This window comes from Bacteroides fragilis (assembly GCF_019583405.1).
GTDB classification, from domain to species: domain Bacteria; phylum Bacteroidota; class Bacteroidia; order Bacteroidales; family Bacteroidaceae; genus Bacteroides; species Bacteroides fragilis_B.
In genome coordinates this window covers 282,105-302,747 of the sequence record NZ_SZUU01000003.1, presented here as the reverse complement: position 1 = coordinate 302,747, position 20,643 = coordinate 282,105, and the positions used below count along the sequence as shown (strand labels likewise).

The following is a 20,643-nucleotide window of genomic DNA, read 5'->3' as shown; positions in this document are numbered from 1 at the left end:
AACCAATGATAGAACAACCTAACATACACGAGTATGATGAGCTTCTTCAGGTTTGGGAGGAGGCAGTTCGCACTACCCACCACTTCCTGACCGAAACGGATATACAGTTTTATAAACCTTTGATCCGGAACGAATACTTTGCCGCAGTACAACTTTATGTCATCCGTGAAGATGCGGGAACCATCGCTGCCTTCATGGGACTGAGCACCGATTGTATCGAAATGCTGTTTGTCAGTCCTAAGGCTCAGGAACAAGGCTATGGCAGTGAACTGGTTGAATTCGCCATCCGTGAAAAATACATTTATAAAGTAGACGTAAATGAGCAAAACACGGCAGCATTAGGATTCTATCTACATCAAGGATTTGAAGTGACAGGCCGCGATGCCTTGGACGGAACGGGAAAACCATTTCCTGTTTTACACCTGCAAATCCCTCCTGTCCGGCTGCGAAAAGCAAGGATCCAAGATATGGGTTTGCTGCAAACAGTGTTTACACAAAGCGTACAGAACACTTGTTCTGCCGATTATAATCACCTACAGATTCAAGCATGGATCGGACGAGGAACTCAACAACGTTGGCAGGAATTATTTCAAAGTGACTTATGTTTTCTGTTAGCAGAAGATATCAGACAATCACAAGTAGCCGGATTCACCTCTATCAGCCCTAAAGGGTATCTGCACAGCATGTTCGTCCATCCCCAATATCAGCATCGGGGTATCGCTTCCAGTCTGTTGAGAAAAGCTGAAGAGCATGCCCGCAATTGTCGCGCTGTATCGGTTCACTCGGAAGTAAGTATCACCGCCCGGTCTTTTTTTGAAAAACACGGATATATCACCGAAAAAGAACAAACGGTCGATGTGAACGGCATAGAAATGACTAATTTCTTGATGTATAAACGAATTTAACAGAACAGACTGAGATTTTTTTATAGCTTTGCAACAGATAACTATTTAAAATCAGCTCATGTTACAATCCAAATATCTGTTTCTTTCGCTTCTTTGCCTGCTGGCACCGCTCCGGCTTCATGCACAATTCATGGATTACGGGTCGGATCCCGCCCGGTTTAAATGGAACATAGCGAAACTGCCTCACTATGATCTGGTATACCCGCAAGGAAATGATTCAATGGCCTATCGATATGCTATCTTTCTTGAAAATGTATATCCCCATATGTCCAAGACCATCGGAAAGCCGATCAAAGCCCGTTTCCCGGTCATTCTCCATCCGGCCAGCATGCAATCCAACGGAATGGTTTCCTGGGCACCGAGACGGATGGAACTGATTACGACTCCTTCTTCGGACCTAAGTACTCAAAGATGGGATAAACATCTGGTATTGCACGAGTCGCGCCACGTATTCCAGACCGGAAAGGTGATGCATGGTATCTTCAAACCTCTTTATTATATAATAGGTGAACAGGCAGCCGGCGTGGCCTCCTTTTTTCTTCCGGTGTGGTTTCTCGAAGGAGATGCGGTAAGCACCGAAACTGCCATGTCAAATGGCGGACGGGGACGTCTTCCGGAGTTTAACATGATCTATCGTGCCCAATTATTAGCAGGCGGAAAGCCTTATACTTTCGACAAGTGGTTAATGGGATCTTACAAAAATTATACAGGAACTTATTATGCATTGGGCTATGATATGGCTTCATATGCCCGCCAGCGTTATGGAGCTGATATCTGGGATAAAAGTACCAGCCGTTATGTCCGGAATTTATTATTTGAAGGCTCATTCAAGCATTACACAGGAAGCAGTTTCAAACGGCTTCAGCACGACACATTCGATTTCTTGCGGAAAGAATGGGAAAAACAGGATACCTGTACACTTGTGCCCGACTACCTCTCTTCTACCTCAAAAGCCTATACCTCTTATCGATATCCCCAATCGATCAATGATAGTGTAATTATTGCCGTCAAATCCGGACTGAAAGATATAAACTCTCTGGTAGCCATCAGCAACGGTAAAGAAAAGCATCTGAGTTATATCGGAAGTATCAATAGTCGTCTCAACTTCCAGAACAACCGGATTTACTGGAGTGAATTGGTTCCCGGGCTCCGTTGGACGCACGAGAACTATTCCGTTCTGAAATATTATGATTTGGATAAAAAGCAGATAAAAACAATCACCCCACGCCAACGTTATCTGGCCCCGGCTATCGACAAGTCCGGTCAGACCATTGCGGTCTCCCGCCCCACTGTAGAAGGCAAAAACCAACTTGTATTGATAAATGCGGAAAAGGGAAAAGAACTATCCTCTTTCGACGTACCTGACAACGCATTTATCAAAGAACTCACATTCGGAGAAGGCCTTGATATTTTCTCCATAGCCGTAACCGATTCGGGAATCAGTCTGTTGGAATTCAATCCGCGGTCCGGAGAGTGGAAGGAGTTGATAAAAACCACCTCGGCCAACATCACCTCTCCTACTTGGAAAAACGGAAAACTCTTTTTTGAGTCGGGAGCCAACGGCACAAATAATATCTACTGTCTTCATCTCGCCGACAAACAGGTTTATCGGCTGACAGCCGCTCGTTTCGGTGCATTCGATCCTTCATTTTCCCAGTCAGGCAACCATCTGCTTTTTGCTGATTATCAAGCAGACGGATACCGGATTGCTGCGTTGCCGACTGACAGTTTGCTATTTGAAAAGGCCGATTTAGACCGTCCTGCTCCGATGCCATTCGTTGAAACATTGGCTGCTCAAGAACAGTTCGACCTTGACTCTGCCCGTCTGGATAGCATCGATTTCACCCCCAAACGCTATCATAAAGGTACACATACTTTCAAGATACACAGCTGGGCACCTTTCTATTATGATGTGGCCGAAGCAATGAACAGCAGTGCAAGTGATTTAAGTACAATTGTCAAGCCGGGAGCAACCATTATGTCACAAAATACACTGAACACCGCCATCATGCAAGCCGGCTGGTATTATGACGAAGGCTACCACCACGGTAAACTGTCATTCACCTATCAGGGCTGGTTCCCTATAATCAATCTTGCTGCCGACTATGGTGATAAGGCTTTCAATATCGGCTGGACCAAAGATGACAAAGGTCAGGATATCACCAAAGGATATTATCCCGGACGCAATCTACTGGAAGCGGAAGCGCGAGTTTACCTCCCTTTCAACCTGACACGTAACCAACGCATACGAGGCATACAGCCTGCTTTTACTTACTATTTCACAAACAATAAGTATCAAGAGTATCATAGTGGAAAGTATCGCAACTTCCAATACATTCTCCCGGAAATCCTATTTTATGATTACAGACGAAAAGCACAACGCGATATCCTTCCCCGAAACGGTTACCAGCTTCGGCTACAATACTTGAAAACCCCGTTCAATAAGGAAAATTTCGGTAGTCTGTACGCTGCCCGGCTGACTACCTATTGGCCGGGTATCATCAGGAATCACGGATTGATGCTACGCTTGGGTTACCAATATCAAGACCTTGACAATAAATCACTGTATCTCCCCAAACATCTGCTGGAAAAGCCTCGCGGATATCATTTCCAATATCAAACCCGCCAACAATGGGCCTTCAAAGCAGATTATGCTTTACCCCTGCTTTCGCCCGACCTGAGCATCAGTTCACTGATTTACATACGCAGGCTGCGTGCAAATCTTTTTTATGACTTGTCACGCAACCAAGCCAGTCGCAAAAGCAACTGGAGCACACAAAGCTCTTACGGAGGCGATCTTATTTTCGATTGGAATGTACTGCGTATGAGTTATCCGCTCACGACAGGCGTACGGCTGATCCAGCCGATCGACTATGGAAAATTCCAGGTAGAAGCACTGTTTTCAATCAGCTTTTAAGATTGAAAACAGCCTACTCTACCTCAAAATCTTCCGAACTGAAGTTTCCATAACGCCTGCCGGTGATAGCGGTAAACTTCAGTACACAATAGTCCGGATCTGTAACGCCAAGCGGATAGTAGAGTGTATCGCCTTCTCTCCATATCATTTCTTTGGTGGAATTATCTGTAAGCACTTCCATCTTACCTTTCAGCATAACTCCCCTAAAAAAGCGAGAGTCACAGAAGTAGACACAAGCATGCTGGTTCTTCAGGTATTGAGTGGTACGCATAGAAGAGGTATTGGTGGTAAAATAAAGAGTCCGGATACCTTCACGCTTCCGGGGCTGTAACATCGCTTTAATATTGGGGAAGCCTTCTATATCAACAGATCCGATAAATGCGATCTTTTGCTTATCAATCAGATTCCCAATCGTTTTCTCTACATCTTTCATTGTTCTAAATTTTAATAGTTTTACACTGACACAAAGGTACAGAAAGGAAAAAGAGGATATGTGACAGAAACAAAGGTAGAAATGATACTTTTTATGGTTTATGTCCTCTCCGGTAGGCCAAAGGAGTTTCTCCCGTATACCGGCGAAAACAACGGCTGAAATAAGAAACCGTTTCATAATTCAGTTCGAAAGCGATTTCGGCAACCGGCAAATCCGTGTAAGCAAGCATCCGCTTTGCTTCTTCCATCACTTTATTCAGAATATATTGCTTGGCGCTTATCTGCATAGCGGTACTCACTATTTCATTCAGATAGTTAGGAGTAATACACAGTTTTCCGGCATAATACCGCACGGTACGGTATTCACTGAACGCACGATCGACCAGCTGTACAAACTGAACAAGATACGGACTGCGTCCTTCCTTGTTTATCCCTGCATCCGATACGGTCTGCACGTAAAAACGGTTAAGCAGCATCAACGCTTCATAAAGTTGCGCTCTCAACACATGAACGTCATTCTGTCTGAACAGATCAATCTCCTCCTTAATAGATTGCAGAAGTTGCAACATACGCAGAAAAGAGCGTTCCGGCAAATGTATTTTCAACGATTCCTTCACCGGATTGAAAAAGGAAAGATGCTGCACAAACAAAGAATCTTTAAAGAAAGAAGATAAAAACTCTTCTTCAAATATCAGAGCATATCCATTCACAATCGCATTTGTATCCCAGCTACGTATCTCTCCCGGCTTGGAGAAGAACACATCTCCCACACCGCCCCGGTAGGTATGATTATCAAGAATGAAACTTCCTTCCCCTTCGGTGATAAAGGTAATGTCATAATAAGTCAGAGTATGAACAGAACTTTTAACGACATATTTCTTTATATCTTTCAGTTCTACTATGTCCACCAGCAACTCACTGCCGTACTTATTCTTTAAAAAGGTATATTGAGGGATAAGTTTTTTCATAACCTTGTCTTTCAAACTATCTGAGAGCAACAAATATACAAACTGTAAATGGATAAACTCTGTCAGTCACTCATGAAATCATTCTGCCAGTTACAACATTATTATAAATAAGGTATAATCGTTATGTAAATACCCGTAATGATAGCCGAAGTGATTACTCCTGAAATGTTTGCACCCAGTGCATCCCCCAGGATGAAAGAGTTCGGATTATCTTTACTTACCAACTTCTGGGCAACCTTTGCCGTAGTAGGTACACAACTCACGGCAGCAATACCGATCACCGGATTATAGTTTCCTTTCTTAATGAAATACATGATGTAACCACCCATGATTCCCCCGATACCCGACAATAACAAAGCAAGCATACCCAACACCAAAAGTTTCAGAATTTTCGGATCGAGCAACAAATGGGCATCACAGAGCACACCCAACAGTAATCCCAGCATAAAGGTAGAACCATAAAGCAACGGACCACTTACAAAATCATAGATATGCTTCATGCCGGACTCGCGTACAGCTACCCCTAAGAAGAGGGAGAAGAATAGTGGAGAAGCAACCGGAAACAAGAAACACAGCACAGCACACAGAATAGCAGAAAAGGCAAGCTTCACTTTTGCGTCATAATTTTTAGGAGCTTTCTTCTCCACCATCTTAATAGCACGCAGACGTTTAGGAATCAGCAGCTTTACCAAATAAGGATATCCCCCGTATGTTAATCCCAAATACAGATAAGCCACCACCGTAATAGGCACAAACAAGTGTTTGGCCAAGGCAAGCGAAGTAAACAGCACCATCGGTCCATCGGCTCCGCCGACCATTGCAACAGAAGCGCTTTCCTTTAAAGACAACCCCAGACCCGAAGCGATAGGCACTGTAAGGAAAGTCCCCAACTCAGCACAAAGGGCCAGGAAAATACTGGCAAACGGTTTCTGCAACAAGAATCCGACATCAAGCAACGTACCGATTCCCATAAACACAAAGCAGGCTATCAGTCCGTTACTAAACGTCAATGTATATACCGGTTGCAGAAAGTCAATCTGCATCGTATTCATCAACGCGTCCGTATCCGATAACATAGGGTCCAGAAAAAGGTTCCCCAATGCTCCGTCGGGCATAATCAGTGTTCCGCAATTAATGGCTACCATCCCCAGTCCCATCGGAATCATAACCATCGGCTCAAGCACACCTTTCCAGCCCAGATAGATGAGCAGAAATCCCAAAGCTATTAAAAACATACGGGCACTGGCCAGAAACCATCCGCTGGCCATCATTGTTCCAAATCCCTGAAACAGGGTTCCAAAGTCTATACTTTCCATACTATCAAGATTTATTTGTTTTTATTGGTTGAAGATGCTTTCTTATTGTTCTTTTTGTCATGCTGTAACATTTGCTCTTCTTTGCGAAGAAACATGGATCTTGTATCTTCCGGATAAAAATAATCCATCAGTCCGCGTTCCGGCTCACCGGGACTGACACCATGGTAGAACCCGCGATTGTCTCCGGGATGTTTGGTGATGCCCCTGCTGAAGTCTTCACGTCCGTCACTCCCGTACTCCTCGTCGCTAAGGGCACTTTCGGTTATCAAGATAGCTACTTTCTGATGAAGTTTCCGAATACGTTTCAACCGGGCAAGCTCTTCCTGGTGTGAACTGTAGAAAGCCAATGAATCAGCCGCAGAAGCAATCAGCTTTATTACTCCGGCAACGAAAAAGCCAATGACGAAGGTAAGCCCCATCATGGCAAAAGTGGATAACAATAAACTAAACATAACATGGTATGATTTTAGATTGAAAAATAAAATGCAACGAATGCCGACTGCCGGGGGGAGACAAGACACACTTCCCCGGCATTTATCGAAACAGATAAATGGGGTTACCCAATCACTTCAATACGGAAGTGTGAAACCGAAAAGCTAAATCAGGATATGCCCTAACGAGTATACATAATACCCGCTGGAATATTTAATGAAGTTATGATTGAAATCCGGATAAGCATCTCCCTTCTCCGACTGGCGGATATGAAAGGTATTAAACAAGCGGATGGCAGTCTGTAATTTAAGTTTTAATACTTTGGATGAACCGAGTTCCCGTGAAAAAGAACCGTGAGGAAGGATGGCATCACTCACTTTCGAGTCAGCCGTCTGGTCATTAAATAAAGAGTGGTCTCCGGCACATTGCGATATAAAGGTTGTAGTAACTCCCGCAGGAAGTTGCGCGTTCTCTTCTGCAGGGGCTGTGCAACCGGCTCCATACATTAAGAAGATACCTATCAATATGCAGAATACGTACTTTATCATAGTGACCGCAAACGTAGTAATAAATTTGAGATAAAACAGGATTCGTTGTTTAATTAACGAATATTTCATAATGATTGTTCCCGGTACAGACAGATAAATGACAAAAAAAGCGGAGAATCATCCGATTCCCCGCTTCTTATTCATATAATATAGGTGTGTTTAATTACATGGTAACCTGCTTTGCAAGCAGTTTTTGAAGTTTGCCATTCAACAGCTGGCACATTGTTCCATTTCCCATTGCTTGGTAACGTTTGATACGGTACTGCAACATCATAATTTCATTTGCATTCTTTTTCATAATTTTGGTCCTCTTTTTTTGCTCTCCACGTTTTGAAGAGCGGTTTTACATCTTGTTTTCTTTATTAACACTGCAAAGATACGAAATGTTTCCGAAAACATGTTCTAAAACATAAGAAAAGTGTATTATTAGTTGATTTTTCTTTTTATAAGGACAAATTTGGCAAGTGCATATTACAAATATATTGCATAACTTTGCGCTTTATCAAGAAAAACGACTATGCTAAAACGGATACCCCACACATACACCATCATTTCTTCTGTCATCTTGCTCTGTGCAGTGCTTTCCTGGATCATTCCCGCAGGTGAATATGTGCGCGAGACCATTGACATCAACGGCATTTCCCGCACAGTCATTATAGACCACTCTTTCCACCGGGTAGAACAGACACCACAGACCTGGCAAGTGTTCAGTGCTCTTCTTGAAGGCTTCGAACGGCAAGCGGGAATCATCGCCTTCTTATTGATCATGGGAGGTGCCTTTCAGATAATGAACAGCAGTCGTGCCATCGATACCGGCATCTTTTCGTTTCTGAACTTTACGAAGGGGCTTGAAAAGCACAGACTGATTAAATCATTGGGTGTAAATAATGTGGTGATTTCCTTAGTCATTATTCTTTTCAGCCTCTTCGGCTCCGTATTTGGCATGAGTGAAGAAACCCTGGCCTTTGTCATTATCATCGTCCCGTTGGCCATTTCGATGGGATATGATTCCATCACGGGGCTTTGCATGGTATATGTTGCTGCCCACATAGGTTTTTCGGGCGCCGTACTGAACCCGTTTACCATTGGCATTGCACAAGGCTTGTCCGACTTACCGCTATTTTCCGGATTTGAATATCGCATGCTTTGCTGGCTGATACTGACCACGGTCCTGATAGTCTGTGTACTCAGATATGCCGCTGTCATTAAAAAGCATCCGGAGAAATCACCCATGTATCATGCCGACGCTTATTGGCGAAAACGGGAAGAAAAAAGCAGCGGAGAGATATCCCGTGTCACGACTCGTCCGGCATGGATCGTCTACATACTGTTACTCATATCCTTATGCCTGTTTTCCATCATTTACCCAACCAGTACCTTCGCAATAGGCGAAGCGTCTGTCACCTGCTATGCAGTGCCCGCCCTGTCTGTTTTATTTGCCGTCTTCGGCTGGCTGGGTTTACGTAAATCCAACCAGTTCTTCATACTGACCTTGCTTGCGTTCACCATTCTTTTCCTGATTACCGGTGTCATGGGACATGGCTGGTATCTGCCGGAGATCTCCGCCATCTTCCTCGCAATGGGTATTCTTTCGGGATTTGCCAACAGTGAAAAAACAGATAACATCATCAGGCAATTCATGGACGGAGCCAAAGATATGCTATCAGCTGCCATTGTGGTAGGTCTGGCAGGAGGGATCATCCAAATACTGCAAGACGGACATATTATCGACCCGATCTTACATTCTCTGGCTTCACTGATGGGAGAAACCGGAAAAATAGTATCTTTGGGGGTGATGTACCTGATACAGACACTGATCAACCTGATTATCCCGTCCGGATCGGCCAAAGCTGCATTAACCATGCCTATCATGGCACCTTTTTCCGATGTCATCGGACTTTCGCGGCAAGCTACAGTAATGGCTTATCAGTTTGGTGACGGATTTACCAACATGATCACACCTACTTCCGCCGTATTGATGGGAGCCTTGGGCATCGCCCGCATCCCCTACGAGATATGGGTGAAATGGTTCTGGAAGGTACTTCTTTTATTCATCATTTTGGGAATGGTATTGCTGATCCCCACAGTACTCTTCCCTATGAACGGATTTTAGGAAACAAAAAAAGCAATCATAATCAAATATATAAACCAACAGCATTCACTCCTCCCCTCTCTCCGGGAGAGAAAAAGGAGCGAAGCCTTATTTAACAACAAATTGTATGAAAACCCTGACCCGCTTTCTAATCATCCCGATGTTGTCGGTTGCGTTTTTTTCATGCAGTGAGTCCCACTTCCTGAAAGATGAGACTTACCGTAGCCAAGTGACGCAAGATTTTGAAAAGAAGAAGCAACAGCTCCCTAACGGAGATCTGTTCGCAGTGTTCAATGAAAAACTCACCACTTCCGAACAGGAGGCTTTGATGTTCCTCTATGCCTATATGCCCACAGGTGACGTGACGGATTATACAGGTGACTACTATCTGGAGAATGTCAGACTCTCCGATCAGGCGCGTCGCGAAATGCCTTGGGGAAAAGAGATCCCCGATGACGTATTCCGCCATTTCGTACTCCCTATCCGGGTAAACAACGAAAATCTGGACGACTCGCGCCGGGTATTTTACAATGAACTGAAAGATCGTGTGAAGAACCTGTCGCTGCACGACGCTGTGCTTGAAGTGAACCACTGGTGCCACGAAAAGGTAGTCTACACCCCAAGCGATGCCCGTACCAGTTCCCCACTCGCTTCGGTAAAGACTGCCTATGGCCGTTGTGGTGAAGAATCGACCTTCACTGTAGCCGCTCTCCGCTCGGTAGGCATTCCGGCACGGCAGGTTTATACTCCGCGTTGGGCGCATACCGACGATAACCATGCCTGGGTAGAAGCCTGGGTAGATGGTAAATGGTATTTTTTCGGCGCCTGCGAACCGGAACCGGTACTGAACCTGGGCTGGTTTAATGCTCCTGCCAGCCGTGGCATGCTGATGCATACCAAAGTATTCGGACGCTATGCCGGACAAGAGGAAATCATGTACGAAACTCCGAACTATACGGAAATCAATGTAATCAACAACTATGCCCCGACGGCCAAAGGCTCGGTATTGGTGACAGATGCCGAAGGGCAGCCGGTATCCGATGCCACTGTAGAGTTCAAGGTGTACAATTATGCTGAATTCTACACCGTAGCCACTAAACATACGGATAAGGCAGGACGCGCATCGCTGACTGCCGGCAAGGGCGATATGCTGGTATGGGCCTCTAAAGACGGACGGTTCGGTTATTCCAAATTGTCATTCGGCAAAGATAACGAACTGAAGATCGCACTGGACAAAAACGCCGGTGAAACCTATTCACTCCCACTGGATATTGTTCCTCCGGCCGAAGGTGCCAACCTGCCCGAAGTGACTCCGGAGCAACGTGCTGAAAACGACCGCCGCATGGCACAGGAAGATTCCATCCGCAATGCTTACGTAGCCACTTTCATTACCGAAGAGCAAGCCCGGACTTTTGCCAAAGAGAACAAGCTGGATGAAACCGAAACAGTACGCCTACTGATAGCTTCCAGAGGTAACCATCAGACTCTGACAAATTTCCTTTCTGCTGCCGTAAAAGCCGATAAAGCCGGTCAGGCCATCAGCCTGCTGAAAGTAATCTCGGCCAAGGACTTAAGAGATGTTAGTTCGGAAGTACTGAACGATCATCTGAATAACTCCGGTCTGCCCGGTTCCGAGGACTTCTGCAGCAACGTACTGAACCCTCGTGTGGCCAACGAAATGATCACTCCCTACAAAGCATTCTTCCAGAAAGAGATCCCGGCAACTGAAGCGGAAGCTTTCCGAAAGAATCCACAGGCTTTGGTAGAATGGTGCAGAAAAGAGATCACTATCAACAATGAACTGAACTCACAACGTATTCCGATGTCTCCAATGGGAGTATGGAAAGCCCGGGTAGCAGACGAAAAGTCCCGTAACATTTTCTTTGTATCCATGGCACGTAGTCTGGGTATCCCCGCCTGGATAGACGAAGTGACCGGAAAAATTCAATACCGGAGTTTCAATGACAACGACCTAAAGAACGGTAAAGTCTACGATGTGGATTTTGAAGCAGCACAGCAGACACAGGCACCGACCGGAACACTCGTAGCCCGCTACCAGCCTATCCCTTCGTTGAGCGATCCGAAATACTATTCACACTTCACTCTCTCGAAATTCCGCAACGGGACTTTCCAATTGCTGAACTACGATGAAGGGGACGTAGATATGGGCGGAGGAGCCACCTGGTCGAACTTACTGAAAAATGGCGCTCGCATGGATACCGGATACTACATGATGGTAACCGGAACCCGTATGGCAAGTGGAGCAGTGTTGGCCAACATCACTTTCTTCACCATCGAAGAGGGAAAGACAACAACTGTCGATCTGGTGATGCGCGAAAGTAAGGATCAGGTGCAGGTGATCGGTAATTTCAACTCCGAATCCACCTACCTGCCGATAGGAGCCTCCGAACCGCAAAGCATTCTTCAGACTTGCGGACGGGGATATTTCGTAGTTGCCGTGTTGGGAGCCGGACAAGAACCGACAAACCATGCTCTCCGAGATATTGCGGCTTTAAGCAGCGAATTCGAAAAATGGGACCGTAAAATGGTACTGCTTTTCCCTAATGAAGAACAATATAAGAAGTTCCGTCCGACAGAATTCCCCGGACTGCCTTCGACCATTACCTATGGTATCGATGTAAACGGAACCATCCAGAAACAAATTGCCGAATCGATGAAATTGCCTAACAGCACCATCTTGCCGATGTTTATTATCGGTGATACGTTCAACCGGGTAGTTTTTGTTTCACAAGGCTATACCATCGGACTGGGCGAACAACTGATGAAAGTGATACACGGATTGTAGCAAACAGATTCCGGCGGCTTCAAGGACTTTTGCGGAGAAACCGGCAATTTCCCCGGATGCAACCGGGAAAAGCACCGGAAGCCGGTTGCTCCGAAAACAAATGAAGTAAGCACTTGCCGGAAACAGAGACTCTACAGAAGCAGAACAGAGGCTCCATCCGTAGCAAACAAAGGCTCTGTTCATGGCAAACAGAGCCTCTATACAGAAAGGGCGAAGTTTCGACTTCTCCCTTTCCTTATAATTCATAAAACGAAGACAGACATTCAGGAGGCCGTCCCGAGTCATCATACTATCCTCCAAATATAAATGTACCCTTTATGGGCATATCCCCCGGAGAGTAACTTGTTATTCCTATTTTCCCTTCATAAAAGGAACTCTCAACCACGACCGTTACCTTCTCCGTGTTATTTAATAACAGTGACACATCTTCTTTCCCATCAGCAGACAATTCTATATCAGGAACTATTTCCTGTCCGCGATATTCCAGAACTCCATCCGGAAGATAGTGGAAACCTGCAATATCCATCGAATATATTCCATAATAAATATATACTTTAGCATTATAATCCGGATGTATTCCGGATCCATCGTTATATTTCACAATGAAGTTCGCGGTTCGTTTGTCGGTCGGAGGTGTATCCTCCCTGTCTTCATCATGGCAACTACAGAACAACGCAAATAGTAGCAACAAGAGAATTGGACATCTGCTCAGGTTCATCATATTTTATAATTTATTAGTTCTCAATGCCGTATCACTCCCAAAGATAAGAAAAATAATACTAAACAGATACAATCACCCGACTATTTCATCCCCGCATCCCGATCTTTAACTATTTTACCCAGTCACTGAACTCAAAACTCAATTGTTCCCACACTCCCCGATGCTCATCTGTCTCCTCTCTCGGATTCGACACCGAAAGCCCTATCAACCGAATGGGATGTTGCTCATACTCCACCTCTTTCAGCAACTGTTTGGCAAGAGGCAGAATTCTTTCAAGGCTCGTCAGTTCCTGAGCCTGCGTCATGCTCCGTGTGATCTGGCTAAAGTCATGAAATTTGATTTTCAGCGTCAGCGTCTTTCCCCGGAAGTCCTTCCGTTGCAACCGTTCCACAAGTTCCGTAGCTACGTGATAAAGTTCTATAATCACAGCCGATTTCACATGAATATCTTTCTCCAACGTATGTTCGCAACCAATTGATTTACGTATCCATACCGCTTCTACGGGACGGAGATCGATTCCTCGTGCAAAATCATAATAGAGCAGTCCTACTTTACCAAACTGCCGTACCAACATTTCCGACGAACAGCCACGTAGCTGAAGGCCATTGTGAATACCTAACAAATGCATCTTCCGGGCAGTCACCGGTCCTACTCCCCAAAATGACTCGATGGGCAGACGGGCGATGAAATCGAGCGCCTGATCGGGATGGATGGTACAAAGTCCGTCGGGCTTGCGAAAATCCGAAGCAATCTTTGCCAGAAATTTATTATAAGATACACCCGCCGATGCTACCAGGTTCAACTCTTCACGGATGCGCTGCTTGATAGCCTTGGCTATATCTACCGCCAGCGAGATCCCCTGTTTATTCTCTGTCACATCCAGGAATGCCTCGTCCAACGAAAGGGGTTCAATCAAATCGGTGTATTCATGAAAGATCTCATGTACCCGGCGGGAAACCGATTTATATACGTCCATCCGTCCGGGAACGAAAATCAATTGCGGACACAGGCGTTTCGCCTTCTGTGACGACATAGCCGAACGCACTCCGTACCGACGCGCTTCATAGCTCGCCGCCGCCACTACTCCCCGCTCCTCGGCATGCCCCACGGCAAGCGGTTTACCACGCAATTCAGGATGATCCCTTTGCTCCACAGAAGCATAAAAGGCATCCATATCGATATGTATAATTTTACGTTCATTCATCTCTGCAATCCTTCTGCATCGCAGTTCTCCTTTCGGATAGCAAAGATAAGAGTAATTCTCTCAATCCAGTCGACCGGATTAGTTAATAAAATGAAGACCGGCAAGGTGGCTCCCTTGCCGGTCTTCCGCCGGTCTATAAATTGTTTATATACTTCGTTGGTGAGCCCCCATAATGTTTCTTAAACACGATCCCGAAATATTTAGGATCACTGAAACCCGTCATGTCCGCAACCTCAGCCACCGTATACTTTCTGCTCATTAACAAAACCAATGCTCTGTTGAACCGCACATTACGCACATAGTCCGCAGGAGCATGCCCGGTTATCTCCTTAATCTTATTATAAAAACTCGAACGACTCATATTCATACAGTCGCTCAGTTCACCAATCTTAAATCCGGAATCGGTCATCCTCTCTTCAATCAGACTTCTCACCTGACGGATAAACTCCCGATCACCTTCTGATGACTCTACCTCTTTATCGATAGGTCCCGAGGCCTCAACCCCCAACGCCAAACGAATATACCTCTTACGGATAATTTCCCGGTTAGCAATCAAAGCTGCAATCTCAGTCTTTAAAGATGATATGGCAAAAGGCATCCGCACATAAAGATCGGCATTCCGTTGAATGTATCGGTCATCCTCTCCCGGTTTCAGTAACAGTATTACCGGAATATGTGCTACTCTGTCATCTGATTTAATCCGAACAGCAAGTTCCTCACCCCCAATACGGGTAAGAACAGAAGAAGCCAGTACTGCATCCGGACATTGTTCACACACAGTCTCAAAGGCTGTCTCCGCATCACAAACAGACACAATCTTATACTCCTTCATCAGGATTTGCACAAGATAATTGCACAAATCCTTATTCCTTTCAACCAATACCAGAGAACGTCTCTCCTTTTTCTTATCCGGACGTTTCTGCTCAGAAGTTTCCACTGCCGGCAGCACTCCGGTAACCGACAACAGCTCACTATTTCCAGTGGAGACCTCCGGAACGGATAATATCCCGGAAAATTCAGAAACTCTCTCTGATTGCCGGATGACAATAGGAAAAATTAAAATAAGCACCAGTTTATGCTCTTCTTTATAAGCAAATTTGATTTTACCTTTATGCAAACAGATTAATTTACGTATAAATAACCAACTCATTGTCTCGGAAGAACCTCCCGAAACGAAGCCTTTATAATTTAGAATTTTTTTTTAAGAAACCCGTTATCCTCAGATTCCAGCCTCAACTCCCACTTTTGATTGTTACACGAAGTACTCAGAAGTATTTCACCACCTCGATCCATACTGTCTGTAAAAGCCATTAACAGATTTCTAAGAATAGCAGACATCTTATCCTGATCAAGGCATACGGTAGCAAAGGCAGGCTCCTCCGTCCAACGGAGCATAATGCCCTTCTCACCGACATAATCTCTAATTCTGGCTACTACCTCTTTCAGGAATGTGGACAACTCATAGTCGGCAAGCGACAGATACCCCGAAGCAGCAGAAACACGACTGATATTTTCCAGCTCGGCCAATAAATTATTCACTCCCTTTATCTGTTGTAATACGTTGCTAACAAGTTCGGAAGATGATTTTTCATAAAGATATTCCAAAGGAACTTTTATCAGTGTAAGTGGCAGGCAAAGGTTACGTGTCGTATTCACAAATAACCGTACCTGTTCTCTTGAAAGGTTTCTGTCTTGCCATACGAACCATGAACGTACGGCCAGAGAACCCAATATAAGTGCCAAAAGACCGTAACAAAGGAAAGCTCCACCTGTCTTCCAAAGGGGTTGACGAATGATGATATGCATATTTCTTTGCGCAAACGGCCGACCGTTATCAATGGATAACGCCCGCACTGAAAAGATATATTCACCCGGAGGAAGGTTCGAAAAACGAATTCTATTATCTACAGACGGAGTACTCCAATCCGTATGATCGAGTTTCCAACTGTAAGCTATGTCCTGCTTTTCTGTATAACGAATGGCAGTAGCCGTAAACGAAAAAGTATTTTCATTGTGCTCCAACCGCAACGTAGCTGTATAGTTCAGAGCTTTCTCCAATGGAGAATTCTCCGTTTCGACGGTCACCTCCTTGTCCAAAACCCGAAGTTCATCCAAGTAAAATCCTAAACAAGCTTTACGCAGCGGTCGAGTGTCTTGTTTATCATACTCAACTGCGCCTTGATAGGTGCCCAGAATATGTCTTCCATCACCTAAGAAAGCTCCCGATGTAATCCGGATTCCTTTACTGAGAAACCTGCGATATGAATGTTGTACAAGATCGACCGAGAAAGCAAACCCATCACTGCTACCCATCAACCGCCTGTTGCCATCCGACCAAACAGCGTATACATTACCGGTTCCTAAAGCACCAACCGTATCGATCTGCCCATGCCTCGGATGGTAAACCATTAATCCATTTCCTTCAGTCCCAATATAAAGACAATCATCGCCTGACTGATGCAAAGCATGAACGTGTAAACCGGACAAGCGTTTTACCTCCACGATACTGTCATTTCCCGGACAATAAAACAATACCCCTTCATCCGTTCCAATCCAAAAACCGTCCTTATCCTTACGGCACAATGCGTTTACTCCGGAAATATGTGCATACGGTGTAACCGAATAATTACTTTTCTTTTGGATGAAGTACAAACCGTGTACATAGTTCCCGACACATATCTCTCCCGGCTTTACTTCACACAATGCAGTATACATCTGACAAGAAAGGGGCGTAACAATCCGGTTCCATAAGCCTGTCGACGGATGAAAACAACTGATACCGTAATCCGTTGCAAACCAGACATCCCCATCCGAATCATGCAGAATCGCATTTACCCGATTGTTGGTCAGTGAATGACTGTCCCCGGACCGTGCCCTGTACCATTTGTAATCATCCGGAGATTCCACATCGATCATTGATACACCTTCCGGATAATCCGCCACCCAGATAAGTTTCTGATCATCTACAAACACGTCGGCAATCCGGTTGGTACGAATTGAATTATCATTCTCAAAATCAGTTTGTATAAAAGATGTAATGTCCGGATTAACTATATCCATACGAAATAGTCCCTCACCATCCGTAGCTACCAAAACAGTCTGGTCATCCCATATCCTCAGACCACTAATCCGACTATTCAAAAACCGGTTCCAAGTACCAACCAATTGCTCCGACTTCATATCCCATACCCCTAATCCTTCCGAATAATCAGACACAACCAGTCTTTGGGTATAAGGATGAAAAAGTATTTCGTGTATCCGGCTACATCTTTTACCGGACAATTCTCCGGTTTGCCTGTCAACGGCATAATTCTTTATTGTAATTCCGAACAGCCCTTCATCCGAACCTACAAAATACTCTCCCGGAGCCACCTCTACCATACAGGAAATCGTTGCCAGGCTATGATCCACCCGATGAAAAGTATTGGATAGTATTTGATAGGCTATCAACTGGTTTCCGACAGAAAACCAGATATGACTACTGTTATCTACGCAGAGAAAATGAAAGGAAACATCATTCGGAATAGCCAGATGATTCCTGCATTCGAATTTATCCAATGATGGATTGTACATCCATAAATATCCGTTATGGGTAACTACCCACAACCCATTCCGATTATCTGTAAGCAACCGGCAATTGCCCATATGATAATCCACGGTTCGCTCTTCAGCCGACAGTTCATAGTGTTTTAGCTTTGTCCCATCAAACCGACTGATTCCGGCATGGTTCATAAACCATATATAACCCAGAGCATCCCTTTGGATCTGATACACTTTACGAGTATTCGTTTCATTTCTTTCTACAATGTGTTTGCAAACGATGGCATGACATAATGAACCATACAACATCATCATGAAGTATATAATATATTTCATTCTATTTGTTTGTTATAATTTAAATGGAGTAGCTTATAAAAAGCAAGAATCAAATAAGAGGTAGCGAGGGGGGAAAAGAAATACTACCTTCTTCACGTCATGCAAGGAGGTGATCGGATTTGTAGCGCTTCTACACGCCTTAAATCCCTCTCAGTTATCGTAGTGGATATTAACAAAATAACAGCAATGAGATGTTCACATAGTTTATTTATTAGTAACAAGACATTGAGAGAGGTGACTTACATGAAAAATCAATCTGATCTACATTAGAACGGGATAATATTCAATTTGTTTTCCAAATATGGTTTCTAATAAAAAAAGACAGATTAACGGGGTATTTGTCGGAATATGAATTAGGAACAAATATGGGTAGACAATAATTCCTTAACCAGACTTGGAACCAGATTGTTTTTCATTTGTCAATTCTCTATGACAAATTACTCTGGAGCCAAATGTAGAGTGTTTATTTAAAAAAACAAAATAAACTACCCGGACAAATAATTGGGGATAAAATACAGTTAATCCAATATATATCAACAACTTGTGTTAGGAAAGAGCTTTATAACCCGGACAATTGAGATCTTATTAACCCAAAAGGTCCCCCTGAATTTATAAGTTCAAGAGGACCTTTTTGTCATAAAGTGGAGCTGGAGGGATTCGAACCCTCGTCCAAACGAGGAAATCATAAGCTTTCTACATGCTTATCTTTGCCTAAGTTTTTCGTGCAGGAGCAGAACCAAAGCCATCAATTCCTGCCTTATCCCCTAAAGTTTCATCAGAAGCGCGAGGCCACTTCTGACTATCCCCGATGTAACTGCACCACTGAACCGGAATGCTTCGGAGCAACAGCTTCCGAGTGATGTCTCGTCCTGGCACCTGGTGCCTGGATTAAGCTAATCTACTATGATTCGATTAAGCAGCAAGAGCGTAATTAGTTTCGCCAGATAAAATTTTGATAACTGAGATTAAAGTGCAAATCACCGACGCACTGCATGCTTACCCACCATTTCTGCCCGCTGTCAAAACCAGTCAACCCCTTTTGAAATGAGGAAGTGGTAACCACTTATGTGGATGCAAAGATAGATAATATTAGTCATATAGAAAGAAAAAGAGGGTGGATTTTAGATATTTTATTCATTCCGGAAAGAAACACAGGAGATTATACTAACTTTGTATCTTCAGAATGTAACAAAGACAACCAACAAAATCTCAAAACAACATCTATTCATTATGGTCAAGAAAATCATTAGTATCTGTGCTGCTGGTATGATTGTAGCCAGTTGCTCCCCCAAAAAGACAACAGTTCAGCCGACAGATCCGTCAACCACTGACAGTGAATTAACAATGCTGGTCGGAACTTACACTTCCGGCAACAGCAAAGGCATCTACACTTTCCGATTCAACGAAGAAACCGGAGAATCGCTCCCACTGAGTGATGCGGAAGTAGCAAACCCTTCATACCTCATTCCATCAGCGGACGGAAAGTTTGTCTACTCCGTCAATGAATTTAGCAAAGACCAGGCCGCAGTCAGCGCCTTTGCCTTCGACAAAGAAAAAGGAACTCTACACTTATTGAATACACAAAAAACAATGGGAGCCGATCCGTGCTATCTGACCACCAACGGAAAGAACATCGTCACAGCCAATTATAGCGGTGGAAGTATTACCGTCTTTCCCATCGGACAAGACGGAGCATTGCTACCCGCCTCAGACGTAATCGAATTTAAAGGTTCCGGTCCGGACAAAGAACGGCAGACGATGCCTCACCTACACTGTGTACGTATTACCCCCGACGGTAAATATTTACTGGCAGACGACTTAGGTACCGATCAGATACATAAATTCAATATCAACCCTAATGCCAATGCCGATAACAAAGAGAAATTCCTCACAAAAGGTACCCCGGAAGCTTTTAAAGTTGCTCCCGGTTCCGGCCCCCGGCATCTGATATTCAATTCAGACGGTAAGTTTGCCTACCTTATTAATGAAATCGGAGGAACGGTAATCGCTTTTCGATATGCTGACGGAATGTTGGACGAAATTCAAACTGTCGTGGCTGACACTGTAAACGCACAGGGAAGCGGTGACGTCCATCTTAGCCCGGACGGAAAATATCTCTATGCCAGCAACCGCTTGAAAGCAGACGGAGTGGCTATCTTTAAAGTTGATGAGCCCAACGGTACCCTAACCAAGGTAGGTTATCAGTTAACGGGAATCCATCCACGCAACTTTATCATCACTCCCAACGGCAAATACTTATTGGTAGCTTGCCGCGACACCAATGTCATTCAAATATTTGAAAGAGATCAGGCTACCGGATTATTAACTGATATCAAGAAAGATATAAAAGTAGATAAACCTGTTTGCCTGAAATTTGTAGACTGATAGAAAAAGAAGGTAAAGGAGAAACAGGCAGTTTTTACCCT

16 protein-coding genes and 1 other RNA gene are annotated in these 20,643 nt (G+C 44.4%); 5 read left to right on the top strand and 12 right to left on the bottom strand.

The window, feature by feature from the left end:
• Positions 1 to 5 precede the first annotated feature (5 nt).
• Entirely contained in the window at positions 6 to 905 is a 900-nt protein-coding gene (locus tag FDF36_RS08555) for a GNAT family N-acetyltransferase (RefSeq protein ID WP_220391046.1), read from the top strand.
• A 58-nt stretch (positions 906 to 963) separates the two neighbouring features.
• Positions 964 to 3,822, top strand: a complete 2,859-nt coding sequence (locus tag FDF36_RS08550) for a TolB family protein (RefSeq protein ID WP_220391045.1) — start codon at positions 964 to 966, stop codon at positions 3,820 to 3,822.
• Positions 3,823 to 3,835: 13 nt separating this feature from the next.
• Here the strand turns inward: FDF36_RS08550 and FDF36_RS08545 are convergent, their stop codons facing one another.
• The 6 genes from FDF36_RS08545 to FDF36_RS21200 all read right to left on the bottom strand — a co-directional run bounded on the left by FDF36_RS08545 (position 3,836) and on the right by FDF36_RS21200 (position 7,816).
• Entirely contained in the window at positions 3,836 to 4,255 is a 420-nt protein-coding gene (locus FDF36_RS08545) for a pyridoxamine 5'-phosphate oxidase family protein (protein ID WP_005818742.1), read from the bottom strand.
• Positions 4,256 to 4,346: 91 nt separating this feature from the next.
• The gene (locus tag FDF36_RS08540) at positions 4,347 to 5,222 is read right to left on the bottom strand and encodes a helix-turn-helix domain-containing protein (RefSeq protein ID WP_220391044.1); all 876 of its coding nucleotides are present in this window, start codon (positions 5,220 to 5,222) and stop codon (positions 4,347 to 4,349) included.
• 101 nt (positions 5,223 to 5,323) lie between these two features.
• The gene (locus tag FDF36_RS08535; protein ID WP_005775879.1) at positions 5,324 to 6,538 is read right to left on the bottom strand and encodes a sodium ion-translocating decarboxylase subunit beta; all 1,215 of its coding nucleotides are present in this window, start codon (positions 6,536 to 6,538) and stop codon (positions 5,324 to 5,326) included.
• Between the two features lie 11 nt (positions 6,539 to 6,549).
• Entirely contained in the window at positions 6,550 to 6,990 is a 441-nt protein-coding gene (locus tag FDF36_RS08530) for a LapA family protein (protein ID WP_005818740.1), read from the bottom strand.
• A 144-nt stretch (positions 6,991 to 7,134) separates the two neighbouring features.
• A complete protein-coding gene (locus tag FDF36_RS08525; RefSeq protein ID WP_220391249.1) occupies positions 7,135 to 7,518 on the bottom strand; it encodes a hypothetical protein in 384 nt (127 codons plus the stop codon).
• A gap of 163 nt (positions 7,519 to 7,681) precedes the next feature.
• A complete protein-coding gene (locus tag FDF36_RS21200; RefSeq protein WP_005775876.1) occupies positions 7,682 to 7,816 on the bottom strand; it encodes a hypothetical protein in 135 nt (44 codons plus the stop codon).
• 219 nt (positions 7,817 to 8,035) lie between these two features.
• On the opposite strand from FDF36_RS21200, the gene FDF36_RS08520 reads away from it, so the two are divergent.
• Positions 8,036 to 9,631, top strand: coding sequence for a YfcC family protein (locus FDF36_RS08520; protein ID WP_220391043.1), 1,596 nt, complete (start codon positions 8,036 to 8,038; stop codon positions 9,629 to 9,631).
• A gap of 106 nt (positions 9,632 to 9,737) precedes the next feature.
• Positions 9,738 to 12,416 (top strand): transglutaminase family protein, encoded by a 2,679-nt coding sequence (locus FDF36_RS08515; protein ID WP_220391042.1) that lies wholly within the window; start codon positions 9,738 to 9,740, stop codon positions 12,414 to 12,416.
• Here FDF36_RS08515 and FDF36_RS08510 read toward each other — a convergent pair.
• From FDF36_RS08510 to ssrA, 6 genes are all read right to left on the bottom strand, one after another.
• Positions 12,357 to 12,704, bottom strand: a complete 348-nt coding sequence (locus tag FDF36_RS08510; protein WP_220391041.1) for a hypothetical protein — start codon at positions 12,702 to 12,704, stop codon at positions 12,357 to 12,359. The genes FDF36_RS08515 and FDF36_RS08510 overlap by 60 nt on opposite strands.
• A 1-nt stretch (position 12,705) precedes the next feature.
• A complete protein-coding gene (locus FDF36_RS08505) occupies positions 12,706 to 13,134 on the bottom strand; it encodes an MBL fold metallo-hydrolase (RefSeq protein ID WP_220391248.1) in 429 nt (142 codons plus the stop codon).
• Between the two features lie 112 nt (positions 13,135 to 13,246).
• A complete protein-coding gene (gene dinB, locus FDF36_RS08500) occupies positions 13,247 to 14,341 on the bottom strand; it encodes a DNA polymerase IV (RefSeq protein ID WP_220391040.1) in 1,095 nt (364 codons plus the stop codon).
• 133 nt (positions 14,342 to 14,474) lie between these two features.
• Positions 14,475 to 15,491, bottom strand: coding sequence for a response regulator transcription factor (locus tag FDF36_RS08495; RefSeq protein ID WP_220391039.1), 1,017 nt, complete (start codon positions 15,489 to 15,491; stop codon positions 14,475 to 14,477).
• A 38-nt stretch (positions 15,492 to 15,529) separates the two neighbouring features.
• Positions 15,530 to 18,217, bottom strand: a complete 2,688-nt coding sequence (locus tag FDF36_RS08490; RefSeq protein WP_220391038.1) for a sensor histidine kinase — start codon at positions 18,215 to 18,217, stop codon at positions 15,530 to 15,532.
• 639 nt (positions 18,218 to 18,856) lie between these two features.
• Positions 18,857 to 19,254, bottom strand: a transfer-messenger RNA (tmRNA) gene (gene ssrA, locus FDF36_RS08485).
• A 193-nt stretch (positions 19,255 to 19,447) separates the two neighbouring features.
• Between ssrA and FDF36_RS08480 the strand changes: the two genes are divergently transcribed.
• Entirely contained in the window at positions 19,448 to 20,602 is a 1,155-nt protein-coding gene (locus tag FDF36_RS08480) for a lactonase family protein (RefSeq protein ID WP_220391037.1), read from the top strand.
• Positions 20,603 to 20,643 lie beyond the last annotated feature (41 nt).

Excerpts from the sequence above, each read along its gene's own strand:
- FDF36_RS08490 (WP_220391038.1), bottom strand. The coding sequence starts at position 18,217 with ATGAAATATATTATATACTTCATGATGATGTTGTATGGTTCATTATGT.
- FDF36_RS08480 (WP_220391037.1), top strand. The coding sequence starts at position 19,448 with ATGGTCAAGAAAATCATTAGTATCTGTGCTGCTGGTATGATTGTAGCC.
- FDF36_RS08510 (WP_220391041.1), bottom strand. The coding sequence starts at position 12,704 with ATGATGACTCGGGACGGCCTCCTGAATGTCTGTCTTCGTTTTATGAAT.
- FDF36_RS08515 (WP_220391042.1), top strand. The coding sequence starts at position 9,738 with ATGAAAACCCTGACCCGCTTTCTAATCATCCCGATGTTGTCGGTTGCG.
- FDF36_RS08520 (WP_220391043.1), top strand. The coding sequence starts at position 8,036 with ATGCTAAAACGGATACCCCACACATACACCATCATTTCTTCTGTCATC.
- FDF36_RS21200 (WP_005775876.1), bottom strand. The coding sequence starts at position 7,816 with ATGAAAAAGAATGCAAATGAAATTATGATGTTGCAGTACCGTATCAAA.
- dinB (WP_220391040.1), bottom strand. The coding sequence starts at position 14,341 with ATGAATGAACGTAAAATTATACATATCGATATGGATGCCTTTTATGCT.
- FDF36_RS08555 (WP_220391046.1), top strand. The coding sequence starts at position 6 with ATGATAGAACAACCTAACATACACGAGTATGATGAGCTTCTTCAGGTT.
- FDF36_RS08545 (WP_005818742.1), bottom strand. The coding sequence starts at position 4,255 with ATGAAAGATGTAGAGAAAACGATTGGGAATCTGATTGATAAGCAAAAG.
- FDF36_RS08525 (WP_220391249.1), bottom strand. The coding sequence starts at position 7,518 with ATGATAAAGTACGTATTCTGCATATTGATAGGTATCTTCTTAATGTAT.
- FDF36_RS08550 (WP_220391045.1), top strand. The coding sequence starts at position 964 with ATGTTACAATCCAAATATCTGTTTCTTTCGCTTCTTTGCCTGCTGGCA.
- FDF36_RS08495 (WP_220391039.1), bottom strand. The coding sequence starts at position 15,491 with ATGAGTTGGTTATTTATACGTAAATTAATCTGTTTGCATAAAGGTAAA.
- FDF36_RS08505 (WP_220391248.1), bottom strand. The coding sequence starts at position 13,134 with ATGAACCTGAGCAGATGTCCAATTCTCTTGTTGCTACTATTTGCGTTG.
- FDF36_RS08535 (WP_005775879.1), bottom strand. The coding sequence starts at position 6,538 with ATGGAAAGTATAGACTTTGGAACCCTGTTTCAGGGATTTGGAACAATG.
- FDF36_RS08540 (WP_220391044.1), bottom strand. The coding sequence starts at position 5,222 with ATGAAAAAACTTATCCCTCAATATACCTTTTTAAAGAATAAGTACGGC.
- FDF36_RS08530 (WP_005818740.1), bottom strand. The coding sequence starts at position 6,990 with ATGTTTAGTTTATTGTTATCCACTTTTGCCATGATGGGGCTTACCTTC.